13 protein-coding genes are annotated in these 14,466 nt (G+C 46.8%); 11 read left to right on the top strand and 2 right to left on the bottom strand.

Annotated elements, in window-relative coordinates:
- The first annotated feature begins 20 nt into the window (after positions 1-20).
- On the top strand, positions 21-1,577 hold the full coding sequence (locus ACMQ5W_RS02940) for an ABC transporter substrate-binding protein (RefSeq protein ID WP_419023252.1): 1,557 nt from the start codon (positions 21-23) through the stop codon (positions 1,575-1,577).
- Between the two features lies 1 nt (position 1,578).
- Entirely contained in the window at positions 1,579-3,069 is a 1,491-nt protein-coding gene (locus ACMQ5W_RS02945; protein ID WP_419023254.1) for an ATP-binding cassette domain-containing protein, read from the top strand.
- On the opposite strand, the gene ACMQ5W_RS02950 is transcribed toward ACMQ5W_RS02945, so the two are convergent.
- Complete coding sequence (locus tag ACMQ5W_RS02950) at positions 3,047-4,420, bottom strand: MATE family efflux transporter (protein ID WP_419023256.1); 1,374 nt, start codon at positions 4,418-4,420, stop codon at positions 3,047-3,049. The two genes, ACMQ5W_RS02945 and ACMQ5W_RS02950, sit on opposite strands and share 23 nt — an antisense overlap.
- 212 nt (positions 4,421-4,632) lie before the next feature.
- On the opposite strand from ACMQ5W_RS02950, the gene ACMQ5W_RS02955 reads away from it, so the two are divergent.
- The 6 genes from ACMQ5W_RS02955 (at position 4,633) to ACMQ5W_RS02980 (ending at position 9,527) form a co-directional block, all read left to right on the top strand.
- Complete coding sequence (locus ACMQ5W_RS02955) at positions 4,633-5,082, top strand: MarR family winged helix-turn-helix transcriptional regulator (RefSeq protein WP_419023258.1); 450 nt, start codon at positions 4,633-4,635, stop codon at positions 5,080-5,082.
- A 29-nt stretch (positions 5,083-5,111) separates the two neighbouring features.
- Positions 5,112-5,819: a LytR/AlgR family response regulator transcription factor gene (locus ACMQ5W_RS02960; RefSeq protein WP_419023260.1), complete on the top strand. Its 708-nt coding sequence runs from the start codon at positions 5,112-5,114 to the stop codon at positions 5,817-5,819.
- 32 nt (positions 5,820-5,851) lie between these two features.
- Positions 5,852-7,174, top strand: coding sequence for a sensor histidine kinase (locus ACMQ5W_RS02965; RefSeq protein ID WP_419023262.1), 1,323 nt, complete (start codon positions 5,852-5,854; stop codon positions 7,172-7,174).
- 124 nt (positions 7,175-7,298) lie between these two features.
- A complete protein-coding gene (locus tag ACMQ5W_RS02970; RefSeq protein WP_419023264.1) occupies positions 7,299-8,117 on the top strand; it encodes a lysostaphin resistance A-like protein in 819 nt (272 codons plus the stop codon).
- An 85-nt stretch (positions 8,118-8,202) separates the two neighbouring features.
- Entirely contained in the window at positions 8,203-9,075 is an 873-nt protein-coding gene (locus ACMQ5W_RS02975; RefSeq protein ID WP_419023266.1) for a YitT family protein, read from the top strand.
- Positions 9,076-9,110: 35 nt separating this feature from the next.
- Positions 9,111-9,527 (top strand): DUF3842 family protein, encoded by a 417-nt coding sequence (locus ACMQ5W_RS02980; RefSeq protein ID WP_419023268.1) that lies wholly within the window; start codon positions 9,111-9,113, stop codon positions 9,525-9,527.
- 146 nt (positions 9,528-9,673) lie between these two features.
- Here the strand turns inward: ACMQ5W_RS02980 and ACMQ5W_RS02985 are convergent, their stop codons facing one another.
- Complete coding sequence (locus tag ACMQ5W_RS02985; protein ID WP_419023270.1) at positions 9,674-10,378, bottom strand: FadR/GntR family transcriptional regulator; 705 nt, start codon at positions 10,376-10,378, stop codon at positions 9,674-9,676.
- Between the two features lie 230 nt (positions 10,379-10,608).
- Here ACMQ5W_RS02985 and hypB point away from each other — a divergent pair, with 230 nt between their 5' ends.
- From hypB to ACMQ5W_RS03000, 3 genes are read left to right on the top strand one after another with little or no spacing between them, the layout of a single operon-like run.
- A complete protein-coding gene (gene hypB / locus ACMQ5W_RS02990; protein WP_419023272.1) occupies positions 10,609-11,280 on the top strand; it encodes a hydrogenase nickel incorporation protein HypB in 672 nt (223 codons plus the stop codon).
- An 18-nt stretch (positions 11,281-11,298) separates the two neighbouring features.
- Complete coding sequence (locus ACMQ5W_RS02995; RefSeq protein ID WP_419023274.1) at positions 11,299-14,052, top strand: FAD-dependent oxidoreductase; 2,754 nt, start codon at positions 11,299-11,301, stop codon at positions 14,050-14,052.
- Complete coding sequence (locus ACMQ5W_RS03000; RefSeq protein WP_419023276.1) at positions 14,053-14,409, top strand: hydrogenase maturation nickel metallochaperone HypA; 357 nt, start codon at positions 14,053-14,055, stop codon at positions 14,407-14,409.
- Positions 14,410-14,466: the final 57 nt, after the last annotated feature.

Here is a 14,466-nt window from a genome sequence, read left to right on the forward strand (position 1 = left end):
TGTATGATTGGAGAAAAGTTATGAAAAAGAAGTTTTTTATGAGTCTGTTGTGTATTTGTGCCCTGATTACAAGTCTTTTGCTGACGGGATGCGGCAGCGGCGATGGCGGAGATGCAAAGGACGATAACACACTGGTCTATGGCAGCCAGGATTATACGGCCATCAATCCAGCCCTCTATGAACACGGAGAAATCAACACACTGCTCTTTGCTGGGCTGACCGCTCACGACAAAGACAACAAGGTGGTACCCGCCTTGGCGGAATCCTGGGATTTTGATCAGGAGACTTTGACCTATACTTTCAAGTTGCGGGAAGGGCTGACTTTCCACGACGGAGAGCCGCTGACTTCTGATGACGTGAAGTTTACTTTGGAAGCCATCTTGGATGAGGATAATCAGTCAGAAATCATCTCAAATTATACTGACATCGATAAGATCAACTGCCCGGACGATTTGACCGTAAAGATCAAGCTGAAGCAGGTCAACGTGGCATTTCCCGACTATATGTCTATCGGTATTCTGCCGCAGCATTTGCTGGAAGGCGAAAATCTAGCCACCTGTGACTTCAATCAAAACCCGGTGGGTGCAGGTCCATATAGGATAAAAAAGTGGGATAGGGCACAGAGCATCACCATGGAAAAATTCGATGATTATTATGGCGGTGAGCCCAATATTCAGACAGTCATTTTCAAAATCGTGCCGGATACAGACGCCAAAGCGATGCAGCTAAAATCTGGAGACATTGACATGGCACAAATTACAGCTAAAACAGCTAAGGATATTGAGGAAACCGGCGACTATCGCATCTATAAAATGGATACTGCTGATTATAGAGCGATCGCTTATAATTTCAACAGCCCTTTGTTCAAAGAGTATCCGGAGCTGACAAATGCTCTCAGCTATGCCATTGACAGAGATGCTATTATTAAAAGTGTCTTGCTGGGAGAGGGCCAGGCGGCTTATTCACCGATTCAGAAGGGTGACTATAACAACGAGAATATCGAGAAGTTTGACTACGACCCAGAGAAATGCCGTCAGCTTCTTGAGGATGACGGCTGGAAGAAGAACCGCGAGGGCTTCTATGAAAAGGACGGCACAGAACTGAAATTTGTCATCTCAGCCATGTCTGACGATCAAGTCAGAGTGGATATGGCGAAAATGTGTGCGAACCAATTACAAAAAATCGGTGTCAACGCCAGTGCGGAAGCGAAGCCGTCTTTGGATTGGGCAGGACAGGATTGCTGCATCATCGGTTGGGGAAGCCCTTTTGATGCGGATGACCATACCTATAAGGTATTCACCACAGACGCGGGAGACAATTACACGGGCTATTCCAACAAAAAAATAGATCGGCTGCTTGCAGACGCCCGGCACACTGAAGACGATGCAAAGAGAAGTTCTCTGTACAAAGAATTTCAGGAAGAACTGACAAAGGCCATGCCGTATACCTTCCTCGCTTATGTCGATGCGGATTATGCTGTTAAAAAGAATATCACAGGCATCACATCAGATACGGTACTGGGACACCACGGTGTCGGTGTGTTCTGGAACATTGCGGATTGGAAAATTGAAGGATAATATGGAGACTCTGTTAAAGATTGAAAATTTGAAATTAGCCTTTCACGGTCCTGACGGCAGGATTCCTGCCGTCAGAGGCGTGGACCTTTCGGTGGATGCAGGGGAGACGGTGGCGCTGGTCGGAGAATCCGGCTGCGGAAAGACTGCCCTCTGCCGCTGTATTTTGATGCTCCACAGCCGGCACGCTGACATCGAAGAAGGGAAAATCCTTCTTGCAGGGGAGGATGTGACCGCACGATCTGAAAAAGAACTTGAGGCGGTCAGAGGCAAGGATGCTGCCATGGTTTTTCAGGATCCTATGTCCTCTCTCAATCCGACCTTTTCTATCGGCAGTCAGATCATGGAACCCATGCGGATTCATGAAAAAATCAGCCGGGCACAGGCGAAAGAGAAAGCCCTGCATCTTTTGGAACTTGTGGGTATTGATAATCCACAGGCCCGCTTTCGCCAATATCCCCACCATTTCTCAGGTGGTATGCGCCAGAGGGTTGCCATTGCCATCGCCCTTGCGTGTAATCCTAGTTTGATCATTGCCGACGAGCCGACGACATCTCTTGATACTGCGACGCAGGACCGCATCATGGAACTGCTTGCAAAGCTTTGCAGAGGAAAGGACAAGGGACTGCTTTTTGTAACTCACGATCTGGGACTGGCGGAAGAAATTGCGGATCGCATCGCCGTGATGAAGGATGGCCTGATTGTGGAAAGTGGGAGAACCAAAGAGATTTTTCAGAATCCACAGCATCCATATACGCAGAAGCTGCTGGGTTTTGCCAGATATGGGAAGGGCAGCAGCCACTATCATGGTAAAGTAAAGGAACTGACAAATGTGCAGACTGACAGGGAACCGATGGTGCAGATTGAAGGTCTGTCAAAGTATTTTGCCTTAGGCCGGAAGGCGGTTCATACGGTATTGAAAGATTTTAACATGACGGTCTATAAAGGTGAAATTGTGGGTATCGTGGGAGACTCCGGCTGTGGAAAATCTACCTTGGCACGGTGCATCATGGGTATCCATGCACCTTCTGATGGACGTATCATCTTGTCTGAAGGCTGTCAGGTACAGATGATTTTCCAGGATTCGGCATCAGCCTTTAACCCTAGAATGACTATTGAACAGATTATCGCAGAGCCACTGGTTATCCGGAACCGCCATATGGATAAGCAGGAACTGCAAGACAAGGTGTATGAAATGATGGATCAAGCAGGCCTTGGGCGGGATCTGGCAGGGCGCCATCCTTACGATGTGTCGGGAGGCCAGCGACAGAGGGCTGCCATCGCCAGAGCGCTGATCACAGATCCGGACTTGATCATTGCAGACGAACCGATTTCTTCTCTCGATGTTTCAATCCAGTCGCAGATTATCCATTTATTAAAAAAACTATGTGACGAGCGCGATCTGACCATGATTCTGATTGCTCACGATCGACCGATGGTGGAGCATGTCAGTGACCGTATTGTAAAGATGGCTATTCCTGATAAAGTGGTTTAATTTCTTTTTTGTAGATGTAGCGCAGGAAAACAGCACATAAGGAGGCTGCGAATAGTTCTGCCAGTGGGAATGCCCACCAGATCAGGTTCAGTTTTCCGCTGAGGGATAGGAGATAGGCTGCCGGCAGTACGATGATGATCTGTCTCAGCAGAGAGACGAACAGGCTCAGCAGACCGTGGGACAAAGCTTGGAATAGGGAAGAACTGATGATGCTGAATCCCGCTAACAGGAAGCAGATGCTGATGATACGAAGGGCGGGAACGCCAATCTGCAGCATATTGTCTGACGCGTTGAAGATCATCAGAAGCTGCTCTGTCACGGTTTGAAACAGGACGAAACCAATGAGCATGATGCAGATGGCAGCAGCGATACTCAGTTTGATGGTCTTTGTCAATCTTTTCGGTTTTTTAGCGCCATAATTATAGGCGATGATGGGAACCATGCCGTTATTCAGCCCGAAGATAGGCATGAACACGAAACTCTGCAGCTTGAAATATACGCCGAAGACTGCAGTTGCAGTGGTGGTGAAAGAAATCAGAATTTTGTTCATACCAAAGGTCATCACAGAGCCGATGGCGGCCATCATGATAGAAGGGACACCTACAGCATAGATCCGTGCGATGATCAGCTTGCTGGGGCGGAACCCCTTTAGCTTCAGTTGGATTTCGTGGTTTTTCCTCATGTTCAACACTACGGCTAAAACGGATGCTATCATTTGTCCGGCAATGGTAGCGACGGCAGCGCCTGCAACACCCATCTTTGGCATTCCCAGAAGACCGAAGATCAGAATAGGATCTAATATGATGTTGATGATAGCGCCAAGTCCCTGGGTAAGCATGGTGTAGAAAGTTTTGCCCGTGGCTTGTAATAATTTCTCGAAAGTAACTTGGAAGAACAAGCCTATTGAACCGATGGTGCAGATGCGCAGATAGGATGTGCCATAGTCGACGATTTCCGTGACGTCTGTCTGCAGGCTGAAAAAGATGCGGGAGAAAATTCCGCCGATGACGGCGAAAGCGAGAAAGCTGCACAAGGCCAGAAAGACAGCATTATTAGCAGTGCTGTTGGCCCGCCTGAAATTCTTTTCGCCCAAGCTTCTGGAAAGCAGAGCATTGATACCGACGCCGGTACCTGTAGCCACTGCGATCATCAGGTTCTGCGCAGGAAAGGCAAGGGAAACGGCAGTCAGTGCGTTTTCGCTGATCTGCGCGACAAACATACTGTCCACTACATTGTAAAGGGCCTGTACCAGCATGGAAATAACCATTGGTATGGACATGGTCAGTAATAGACGTCCTACGGGCATGACACCCATCTTGTTTTCTTTTTGTGTTTCTGTTTGTTGATTCATATATGTAGATACCTCCTGATTGTCTGATTATTTAGTTTCTTATGAAACTATATTTGCAAAAAAATAAATCCTTTTTATCGGATTACTCTTTATATTATAGATGGAAAATCTCAGAAAGTCAACAGAATAAGTCAAGTTATCATTGACAAAAAATGATTTTCTGATTACTATAAAAGTTGTGAAAGAAACTAAATTAGACGAGGTAAATGATTATGGATTCACTACAGGCGGAGACTCTCAAAATGATCTCACAGATCTATCGCAGGACGCAGATCTATATGAACGAAAGAATGAAAGACATGGAATTGAGCGGCGCCCTGGCCCCTTTTGTCATGATTACTTACGAAAATGGAAAAATGGTGCAGAACAAGTTTTGTGAACTGATGGACATGAGCAAAGGGACGGTGGCAAAGACCATGAACAAATTGGAGGAGCACGGATATGTGACGAGATGCGGCAATGTAGAGGATGGACGCTCCATCGACGTATACCCTACAGATCGTGCAGAAGAAGTCTATCCTTATCTGGTTCAGGCAGGCGAGGACTGGGTAGAGATTATGACGGAAGGGATGACGGAGATTGAACGGAATATCTTCCTGGAACTGCTGAAGAAGGTTTCAGGAAACATCAGCAGGCATTTTGACGTTTTGCAGCCGCGCTGATTATTGAATATTATTCACGGAGGTGTGTTTTGAGAATTGCAGTTTGCGACGATGAGAAGGTTTTCGGGGAAAGCCTCAAAGGATACCTGGAGAGCTATTACAGGAGCTTAGATGTTTTGATTGAGGTTTTCTATTCGGGCCAAGCACTCTTGCAGAGATGCAGAGGCGGCCGACTGCCATTTGATTTGATTTTTTTGGATATTGAGATGGAGCCTACGGATGGAATCTGTACTGCCAGATGCCTCAGGGAGGAAGGGCAGGACGTTTTGATTGTTTTTCTGACCAGTCACTTTGAGTTTGCTGCTGAGGGCTATGAGGTGAACGCCTTCCGTTTTCTGACAAAGCCGGTTAACAGAGAAAAACTTGCGGCTGTGCTTTCGGATGCAGAGAAATACCTCGCCTCTGACATGCGTCTGCTGATTAGAACAGGAGACCAGGAGCGGCTTTTGCATCAGAAGGAAATCATTTATGTTGAGGCACAGAATGTAAATGTCAGAATTTGTACGACCAAAGGAAGCTGTATGACGAGAAAAACTTTGAAAGAGATAGAAAAGGAGCTGACGGCGGTCTCGTTTTATAAGCCTCACAGAAGTTATATTGTGAATCTGGACTATGTTTCGGACTTTGACAGCAGAAGCATCACCATGGAGACGGGAGAAATAATACCGCTCAGTAGGAACAAGCTTACGGAATTCAAGGCTGTTTTGATGAGATATGTAAAAGAATGCGGTCGTTAAATGCTGATGAAGAGAAAGGTATGTGGAGGACAATGATTTTACTGCAGAATATTGTTATGCGCCTGGTCTTAGTATTTCAGCTGGCATTTATGCTGCTTGCGGCGAAGTATATCTATGGGGAAAACTGTTATGCAGGGAAAAAGCAGACGGCTGTTTTTTTAGCTTTGTTTTTGGCTGCAGAGTGTAGTACCCTGTGTTTTCCCCAAGAGGCGGGGGAGTCGTTCATGGTTCTGTTACTCTTCTTGTTCTTTTCCGTCATTATTGCCGTCAGGAGGAAAAAGAGGAGGATACAGGGGTTCTTCTTGGTGATTCCGGTCATGGGCATTGTTTCTTCTATAGAGATGATTCCGCAGATGCTGGTATTTCTCTTTGCAAAGGATTCGGTTACCGAAATCTCTGGCAGTATTTGGTTTTGGATGACAGAACTGGCATACAATTTGATCATATTTCTGTTGATTCTCACGTGGATAAAAAGGAAAGCAGTATTGATTGATTACGTGCCCAGTGTATGGGAAAGACGGGTGCTCAACGGAAATGGATTTCTGCTGCTGGCAATCTACCTTATCGCTGTCAGTCTGCCGCAGACATTACAACCCTGGGAAAAGCTTGCATTGGCAGGCGGCGTCTTGCTTGCCGTCATGATCATGGTATCTTCGGTCATTCTGGTCATGCAGGGTCGTTACAGCAGCTACTACAGACTGCAGGCTGAGGTCAACGAGCAGTCTCTGAAGACGCAGCTGGACTATTTCAAGGCTTATCAGGAGACACAAGAAGAGACCAGGCGGATCAAGCACGACATGAGAAATCACATGCTGTGTGCTAAAGATTTGCTGAAACAGGGGAAATATGAAGAACTAGAAGAATACCTCTCGGATCTGAGTCGGTCGATTCAGTGTCTGAGCAAAGACGATCATATAGGCAACGACATAGCCAACGCAATTATCAGTGAGAAATATCAGACTGCAAAGAAGCTAGGTGTAGAATTCGTCATTGAAGGCTCCATGGCGGGCATTGAAACCATAAAACCCCTGGATGTCTGCACCATTTTTGCAAATGCGCTGGATAATGCCATGGAGGCTGTCACCAGGGCGCAGATGACAGGCGCAGTGATTTCCATAAACGTAAAGAGAAGAGGCAGCTTTCTATTGCTGACTTTTATCAATCCTTGCGGTGCTGATGTATCGGTGCGGGAAAAACCGCTGGAGACTGTCAAGAAAGATGCGGTCAACCACGGATTCGGCATTGTAAATATGCGAAGAGCAGCAGAAAAATATAAGGGCAGTCTCAAGTATCAGATGGAACAGAAGGAAGACGGCGAGTCGGTTTTTTGTTTGGAAATCATGCTCATGCTTTGATGGTGCTGCTATTGACAACAGTTTAGATACATCTGACAACAAAATCTAACAGAGATGTCTCGGGATTTGCTATACTTCTCGCTGCAAGGCAATGCAAAGATGCCTGGCAGAGAGGAGCGTTCAAATGAAAGTGAATGATTTTTTTAAAGGCATGGAGATCTGGAAAACTGCGCTGGCTTATGTGACTATCATGATTCTTTTGGCAATCGTCTCTATGATTCCGGGGATAGAAGGCTGCAGATGGCTGGACGCAGAGTTTTATACGGCAATGAGCTGTTTTTGTATGATACTGTGGTTCGCCTTGATGATGTCGAGAAGAAAGGTGGACTTTGCTGAAGCCGCCAGAGATTTTGCTGCGGGAACCAGAAAAAGGGAGATGGTATATCTCGCTTTTTTGAATATCATTTTCAGTATGGGCTCTGTTTTGATGCTGATCGGCATGCTCTCTCTGATCAGTCCTACTCTGGTAGAAAAGGCAATGGCAGAACCTGCGGAAAACATAAATACAGGGGCATCGCAGGTTTTCAATTTCATTGGAGCAGTCTTCCTTGCACCAGTAGTGGAGGAACTGATGTTCCGGGGTGTCCTTCTGAACAGATTGAAATCAAGGGTAAACCTCTGGCTCGCGATTATCCTGTCTTCTGTGGCATTCGGTCTGTTGCACGCAGGCGTATCGGCCTTTGGAGCAGTCGTGTTTGGGATTGTGATGTCTGTTGTCTATCTGAAGACGGAGAATATTCTGACCTGCATGGGGGTACATTTCTTGAATAATCTGGCGGCTTCTCTTCCAAGACTGTTCACAACGGGAGAAAGCGCAGGGTCTGATGAGGTGGTTACTGACGCAGCCCAGCTCGTCGCAGGAGGAACAGTCGGTGCTGTGGTGGTCGTAATTACAGGCATTTTCCTTATCAGATATGTGATGAAGAACAGGCCACAAAAATAACTTGCAGCCACTGAACAAAGTCTTGCCTATTGTGTATGTTGCGATTATAATGGACATAAAATCATCATTATAATAGGAGAGCAACATGAGCAAAGCGATTGTTAAGAAAGAAGCCAAGAGATATGTCATCGTCATCTTCGGTGCATTTTTATTTTCAGTGGGAATGAATTGTTTTATTGTCCCCTTAAATTTGTATAGCAGTGGCGTCTTGGGTATTGCGCAGATTATCAGAACTCTTTTGCAGCAGAGTGCGGGGCTGACTTTTCAGGTGGATATTGCGGGAGTTTTGAATTTTCTTTTCAACCTGCCGTTGTTTTTTATCGCTTTTAAGACCATGTCAAAGAACTTCTTTGTCAAGACGTTGCTATCGGTCATTGTACAGACGGTTTTCATGACCTTTTTACCGATTCCGGCAGAACCGATTCTGGAAGATATGCTGGCAAACTGCATCATCGGCGGCGTCATGGGAGGCATCGGCATGGGCCTGACGCTGCAGTGCTCCGGCTGTGGCGGGGGTATGGATATTTTGGGTGTCTACTTCACAAAGAAGTTCGAAAACTTTTCTGTGGGAAAACTTTCACTGCTGATCAATGCGGTTCTCTATCTGCTCTGTGCCGTACTTTTTGATCTGGAAATCGCTATTTATTCGATTATCTTTCTGGCCTGTCTGACGTTGGTCACAGACAGGGCGCATTACCAGAATATCAATGTGACCTGCATGGTGTTTTCCAAGGCAAAGGACATCGAGGGTGCCATCATGAAAGAGATGGGGCGCGGTGTGACGGTTTGGAGCGGAATGGGTGCCTACACTTCGGAGCATACGCAGATTATGACGGTAGTGGTCAACAAGTACGAGGTAAATCACCTGAAAGCCATCGTCAAAAGCAGGGATGCGCACGCGTTTCTCATCTTCTTCGAGGGTACCCATGTCAGCGGAAATTTTGAGAAACGGTTATAGAGCTGGTATTGATATGATGAGTAGGGAGTGATAATATGAGAATTTTGATAATAGACGGACAAGGCGGCAGGCTGGGAAAGCAGCTGATCGAGTCCATTCGGAAGGCTTTTCCTGCCGCGGAGATTACTGCGGTGGGAACCAACAATACGGCGACGGCGACGATGTTGAAGGCTGGCGCCGATGAAGGCGCGACAGGAGAAAATCCGGTCATCGTAGCCTGCCGCAAGGCGGATGTCATTGTGGGTCCCATCGGCATCGTCATTGCGGATGCCCTTCTCGGAGAAGTGACAGCAGATATGGCGGCAGCGGTTGCCAGAAGCGACGCGGCCAGAGTCCTGATACCGATGAACCGCTGCGATCATCTGGTGGCAGGGGTCAGCGCTCAGTCCATCGGCGAGTTGATAGAAGACGCCATAGAGAAGATCAGACAAGTCGCCCGAGGGATTTGTTAACAGAGTAGAGCAAAATAGCTCCGTAATGTTACAGCATTACGGAGCTATTTTTGTTTAGTCGGAAATATCGATGAAGTCGATATTGACGGAATATCAAAGAACGTGCCTTGTGAAGCATCGCCTCGTTATGTACTCGTTTTTTATAATCAATAATATATCGTAAACTTCCCTTCTGTAATTTCGTAGGTGAACTGGTCGATCCAATGGAGAGCACTTTCTAAATTCCTGTTTTTCAGGGTATTCCAGATTTGACGGCTGTTTTCGTAAATGAGCTCGGCACCGTTTATTTCGTAAAATCTGATCCACACATCCATGACTGCCAGGTAATAGGAGCGAAAGATGAAGGGGAGCAGAGTGTTTCCTGACAAGACGGCCAGTTCATGATGAAATTCAAATCCCGCAACCAGAGTATCATGAGCGTTTTCCTGCTCTTTTATTTTCTCCAGTTTTTGATGTAATTCTTCTAAATCTTCTTCGGTAATTCGGGAAATCAGCCGGGTTACTGTCAAACGGTCCAGGGCGCTGTGCACCTCGAATATGGATCGAATTTCTTCGGGACTTAACCGCCCATTTTTGTGTCTTAGTATCGCACGCATGATTTCTAAATTGCCTTTTCGGCGGTAATCCGCCACAAAGGCGCCTACTCTGGGTTTGATGGTCAGAAAGCCCATCCGTTCCAGTTCTATAATTCCGCTGTTTACCACGGAGCGGCTGATGCCCATAGATTCCGAAAGGGTTCTTTCCGGCGGCAGTTTTTCACCGACAGCCAGTTCTCCTGAGAGAATCATGGATTCCATCTGTTCAACGAACATTTCTTTCAGTGAGGGCGCGACTAATTTCTTAAACTTCATTTTTTCTCCTTTTCTGCACTTTGGCTGAGCCATATGCCAAAAGTCTATATTATTACATGGAGCTGGTTGAGCCACATACCACTACTGAAATTATACTCAAATTATGATAAAAAGTCAACGAAAATGTTGAAAAATCAAGGATTTATTTCAAAATATCGTTGACTAGATTTTGATGGACGTGTTAGAATACAAACAATGATAGAACTGGCTCAACCAGAAAGGAAAGAGATGTGGAGCAATATAAGATTTTAGAAGTAAAAGAAAGTGTGTTCAAAAACAATGATGAGCGTGCAGAGAAATTGAGAGCGGAGATGAAGAAAAAGAAGGTGTTCCTGCTGAATCTGATGTCCTCTCCCGGTGCAGGCAAGACCACCACGTTGTGTCAGACCATTGAGATGCTGAAGGACGATGTAAGGGTCGGCGTGATGGAAGCGGATATCGATTCCGACGTGGATGCGGCTTCGATTTCGAAGACCTGCGCCAGGGTCATACAGCTCCATACGGGCGGCATGTGCCACCTGGATGCGGAGATGACCCGGCAGGGAATCGAGGGGCTGGGAACCGAGAATATCGATTTGGCTGTTTTGGAAAACGTAGGAAATCTGGTTTGCCCTGCTGAATTTGATACTGGGGCCTCAAAAAATGTTATGATACTCAGTGTGCCAGAAGGGGACGATAAACCGTTGAAATATCCCTTGATGTTTTCCATTTGCGACGCACTTTTAATCAATAAGCTGGATGTGCTGCCGTATTTTGATTTTAATCTGGATGCTTGCAGAGAGCGGGCGCAAAAGTTGAATCCTAATATCAAAGTGATTCCTATCTGTGCGAAGAATGGGGAGGGAATGGAAGAATGGGTTCAGTGGTTGAAAAATGAAGTGCAGTCATGGCAGCAAGCATAAAAGAAGGAGAGGTAAATCATGAGTGATCTTACAAAAATGCAGTTTCCTGAAGGATATCAATGTCAGTACAAAGAACAGGTTATGAAATTGGCCAATATGATTGGACGTAAGAAAGCGGACGCAGTGCCGGGCGGCGAAGGATCCTATCAGTGGGACGATCCGGAATACGTCTGTTTGGAAGCGGGCATCAGCGACGAAATGGCAGAAGTCGCCCTCTGCCTTGGCTCTTTTGAGAAAAAGACCGCAGGGCAGGTTGCAGAGATGATGGAAAAATCAGAAGAATACTGCAGGGAGGTTTTGATGGATCTGGCTGTGTACGGCGCTTGCAAGGTCGGCACTTTAAATGGGGAGGATGTGTTCTGGACGGAAACCTGGATTCCTGGACATATGGAAATGATTGTAAATAACCCGGCTAACATTGAGAAATATCCTGTGGTAGCCTATGCTATGGAAGCCTATGGAAGAGTCAGAGGTGGCGGCAGCGTCGGATCCTTCCCAGTGGGTGTCGGTCTGATGCGCGTCATCCCCATCCAGTCAGCCATTGATGGAACCAGCAGAAAGGCTGATTATGAGGAGATATCAAAATATGTAGAGGAAAATACCATCTTCTGTGTTTCGGACTGTTCTTGCCGTACAGACAGGGAGGTCATGGGTGAAGGCTGCGGCCATTTGAAAGAAGATATGTGTATCCAGATGGGCACGGCAGCAGAGTACTACATAAGGACTGGACGCGCAAGACAGATTACAAAGGACGAAGTATACGAGATTTTACAAAGGGCAGAAGAAAACGGCTTGATGCACGAGATTCCTAACGCTGACGGGCCGGGAAAAACCCACGCTATCTGCAACTGCTGCGGATGTGGCTGTCTTTCCATTCGAACTGCAACTATGTTCAAGAACGTTGACATGATCCGCTCTAATTACGTGGCGAAGATTGATCCGGAAAGATGCACCGCCTGCGGCCAATGTGTGGAAAACTGTCCGGTCAATGCATTGAAACTGGGTCAGGAATTGTGTTCGCAAGCCCCTGTAGTAGAAGACATCACCTCTGCCAGCACACCGAGAGACGAGGAGTGGCCTGAGGAAAAGTGGAATGTGGACTACAGAGTCAATCGGGAGAATGTCGTAGATTCCGGCACGTCGCCTTGTAAAACCAATTGTCCTGCCCATATCGGTGTGCAGGGGTATATCAAACTTGCTTCCCAAGGCAAGTATCGTGAAGCGCTGGAATTAATCAAAAAAGAGAATCCATTTCCAGCAGTCTGCGGAAGGATCTGCAATCGCAGCTGCGAACAGGCTTGTACCAGAGGGGAGCTCGATAATCCTGTAGCCATTGACGACATCAAAAAGTTTATCGCTGAACAAGAGCTGGATCCTGCAAAGCGCATCATACCAGAGAAACGCCACGGTTATCACGATAAAAAGATCGCTATTATCGGAGCTGGACCTGCGGGGCTGAGCTGTGCTTACTATCTGGCCTTGGACGGATATACGATTACTGTCTTTGAAAAAGAAAAACGTCTGGGCGGCATGCTGACCCTTGGTATTCCGGAATTTCGCTTAGAAAAAGACGTGGTTGAGGCTGAGATAGAGATTATCAAAGAAATGGGCGTAGAGTTCCGCACCGGAATCGAAGTTGGTAAAGATATCACGTTAAACCAGCTTCGTCAGGACGGATATGACGCCTTCTATGTGGCAATCGGTGCGCAGGGTGGTCGGAAACTGGGAATTGACGGGGAAGATGCCAAAGGTGTGTTGACTGGAATCGAGTTCCTGAAAGGCATCAATTCCGGACAGCGTCCCGATCTGAAAGATAGAACCGTGGTCATCGGCGGCGGAAATGTGGCTGTAGATGTAGCCCGTGCTGCTGTCCGCTGTAATAGTGACAGCGTGTCCATGTACTGTCTGGAAGGACGCGATATCATGCCGGCTTCAGAGGAAGAACTTCTTGAGGCAGAAGAGGAAGGCATAAAGATTCATAACAGTTGGGGTCCAAAAGATCTTATCACTGAAAATGGTCAAGTGACGGCAGTGAAGTTCAAAAAATGCCTGTCAGTCTTTGACGAAAATCACCGCTTTGCACCGCAGTACGATGAGGAAGATTGTGTTATCGTCCCGGCGGATCAGGTCATTATCACCGTCGGTCAGTCTATCCAGTGGGGAGGCCTTTTGGACGGCTGCGAGGCACAGCGAAATCCAAACCAGACCCTCAAAGCCGATGGGTTTACTTACCAGAGTGAACAACCGGATATCTTTACCGGCGGCGATTGCTATACAGGACCGAAGTTTGCCATTGACGCCATCGCTGCCGGTAAGCAGGCGGCCGTGTCCATTCATCGCTATGTACATCCTGGTCAGTCCTTGGTTTACGGCCGTGACCGCAGACTTTACAAGGAGCTGGACAAAAAAGCGGCGGTTTTGGAGGATTACGATCATACGCCAAGACAAAGGCCGGATTATGTCAAAGGAGACCTCCTGCACAGCTTCCACGATTATCGGGGCACTTTGACAGAAGAACAGGTTCGCAAGGAAACATCTCGCTGCCTTGGCTGCGGCGTCACAAAAGTGGATGAGTATATGTGCCTTGGCTGCGGCCAGTGTACGACGAAATGCAAGTTTGACGCCATTTACCTGGAACGAGTCTATGATGAAGAGGGCGTTGAATTTACACAGATGCCGCCAGTGGTACTGAAACATGTGAAAAAGCGTATGGAGAAGATTGCGCAGAAAAAAGCGCAGGCAACGCAAAATGAAGGGAAACAGGAATCCTAAATGCATGAACTTGGAATTGTATTTGAAGTTTTGAACCGTGTGAAAAGCATTGCAGCGGAAAACAATCTCTGCTCTGAAGAAATTGCAGCTGTGGTTCTGGACGTGGGTGAAGCATCCCTGGTAGTGCCTAAATATCTGCAGAACTGTTGGCCGGCGGCCATCGATAGGACAGAATATGAGCACGTGGAGTTAAAAATCAATGAGATTGTCGCTGTCGTTGAATGTAAACAATGCGGAAATCTCTATGAATTTCTAAAGAACGAGAGGAAGTGTCCTGTCTGCGGAGGTCAAGATGCAGTTATTGTAACAGGAAAAGAATTTCTGTTAAAGGAAATCCTCTTATATGGAGAGGAATAGACACCCAGTAACCACAAACTGAAAAACAGCGTCTCCAGCTTGATTTTAAACCGGAGG

The organism is Emergencia sp., from assembly GCF_048465375.1.
Lineage (GTDB): Bacteria > Bacillota > Clostridia > Peptostreptococcales > Anaerovoracaceae > Senimuribacter.

Coding starts and splice junctions, on each gene's coding strand:
- ACMQ5W_RS02945 (WP_419023254.1), top strand. CDS start 1,579: ATGGAGACTCTGTTAAAGATTGAAAATTTGAAATTAGCCTTTCACGGT.
- ACMQ5W_RS02965 (WP_419023262.1), top strand. CDS start 5,852: ATGATTTTACTGCAGAATATTGTTATGCGCCTGGTCTTAGTATTTCAG.
- ACMQ5W_RS02995 (WP_419023274.1), top strand. CDS start 11,299: ATGAGTGATCTTACAAAAATGCAGTTTCCTGAAGGATATCAATGTCAG.
- ACMQ5W_RS02940 (WP_419023252.1), top strand. CDS start 21: ATGAAAAAGAAGTTTTTTATGAGTCTGTTGTGTATTTGTGCCCTGATT.
- ACMQ5W_RS02985 (WP_419023270.1), bottom strand. CDS start 10,378: ATGAAGTTTAAGAAATTAGTCGCGCCCTCACTGAAAGAAATGTTCGTT.
- ACMQ5W_RS02950 (WP_419023256.1), bottom strand. CDS start 4,420: ATGAATCAACAAACAGAAACACAAAAAGAAAACAAGATGGGTGTCATG.
- ACMQ5W_RS02975 (WP_419023266.1), top strand. CDS start 8,203: ATGAGCAAAGCGATTGTTAAGAAAGAAGCCAAGAGATATGTCATCGTC.
- ACMQ5W_RS03000 (WP_419023276.1), top strand. CDS start 14,053: ATGCATGAACTTGGAATTGTATTTGAAGTTTTGAACCGTGTGAAAAGC.
- ACMQ5W_RS02970 (WP_419023264.1), top strand. CDS start 7,299: ATGAAAGTGAATGATTTTTTTAAAGGCATGGAGATCTGGAAAACTGCG.
- ACMQ5W_RS02980 (WP_419023268.1), top strand. CDS start 9,111: ATGAGAATTTTGATAATAGACGGACAAGGCGGCAGGCTGGGAAAGCAG.
- ACMQ5W_RS02955 (WP_419023258.1), top strand. CDS start 4,633: ATGGATTCACTACAGGCGGAGACTCTCAAAATGATCTCACAGATCTAT.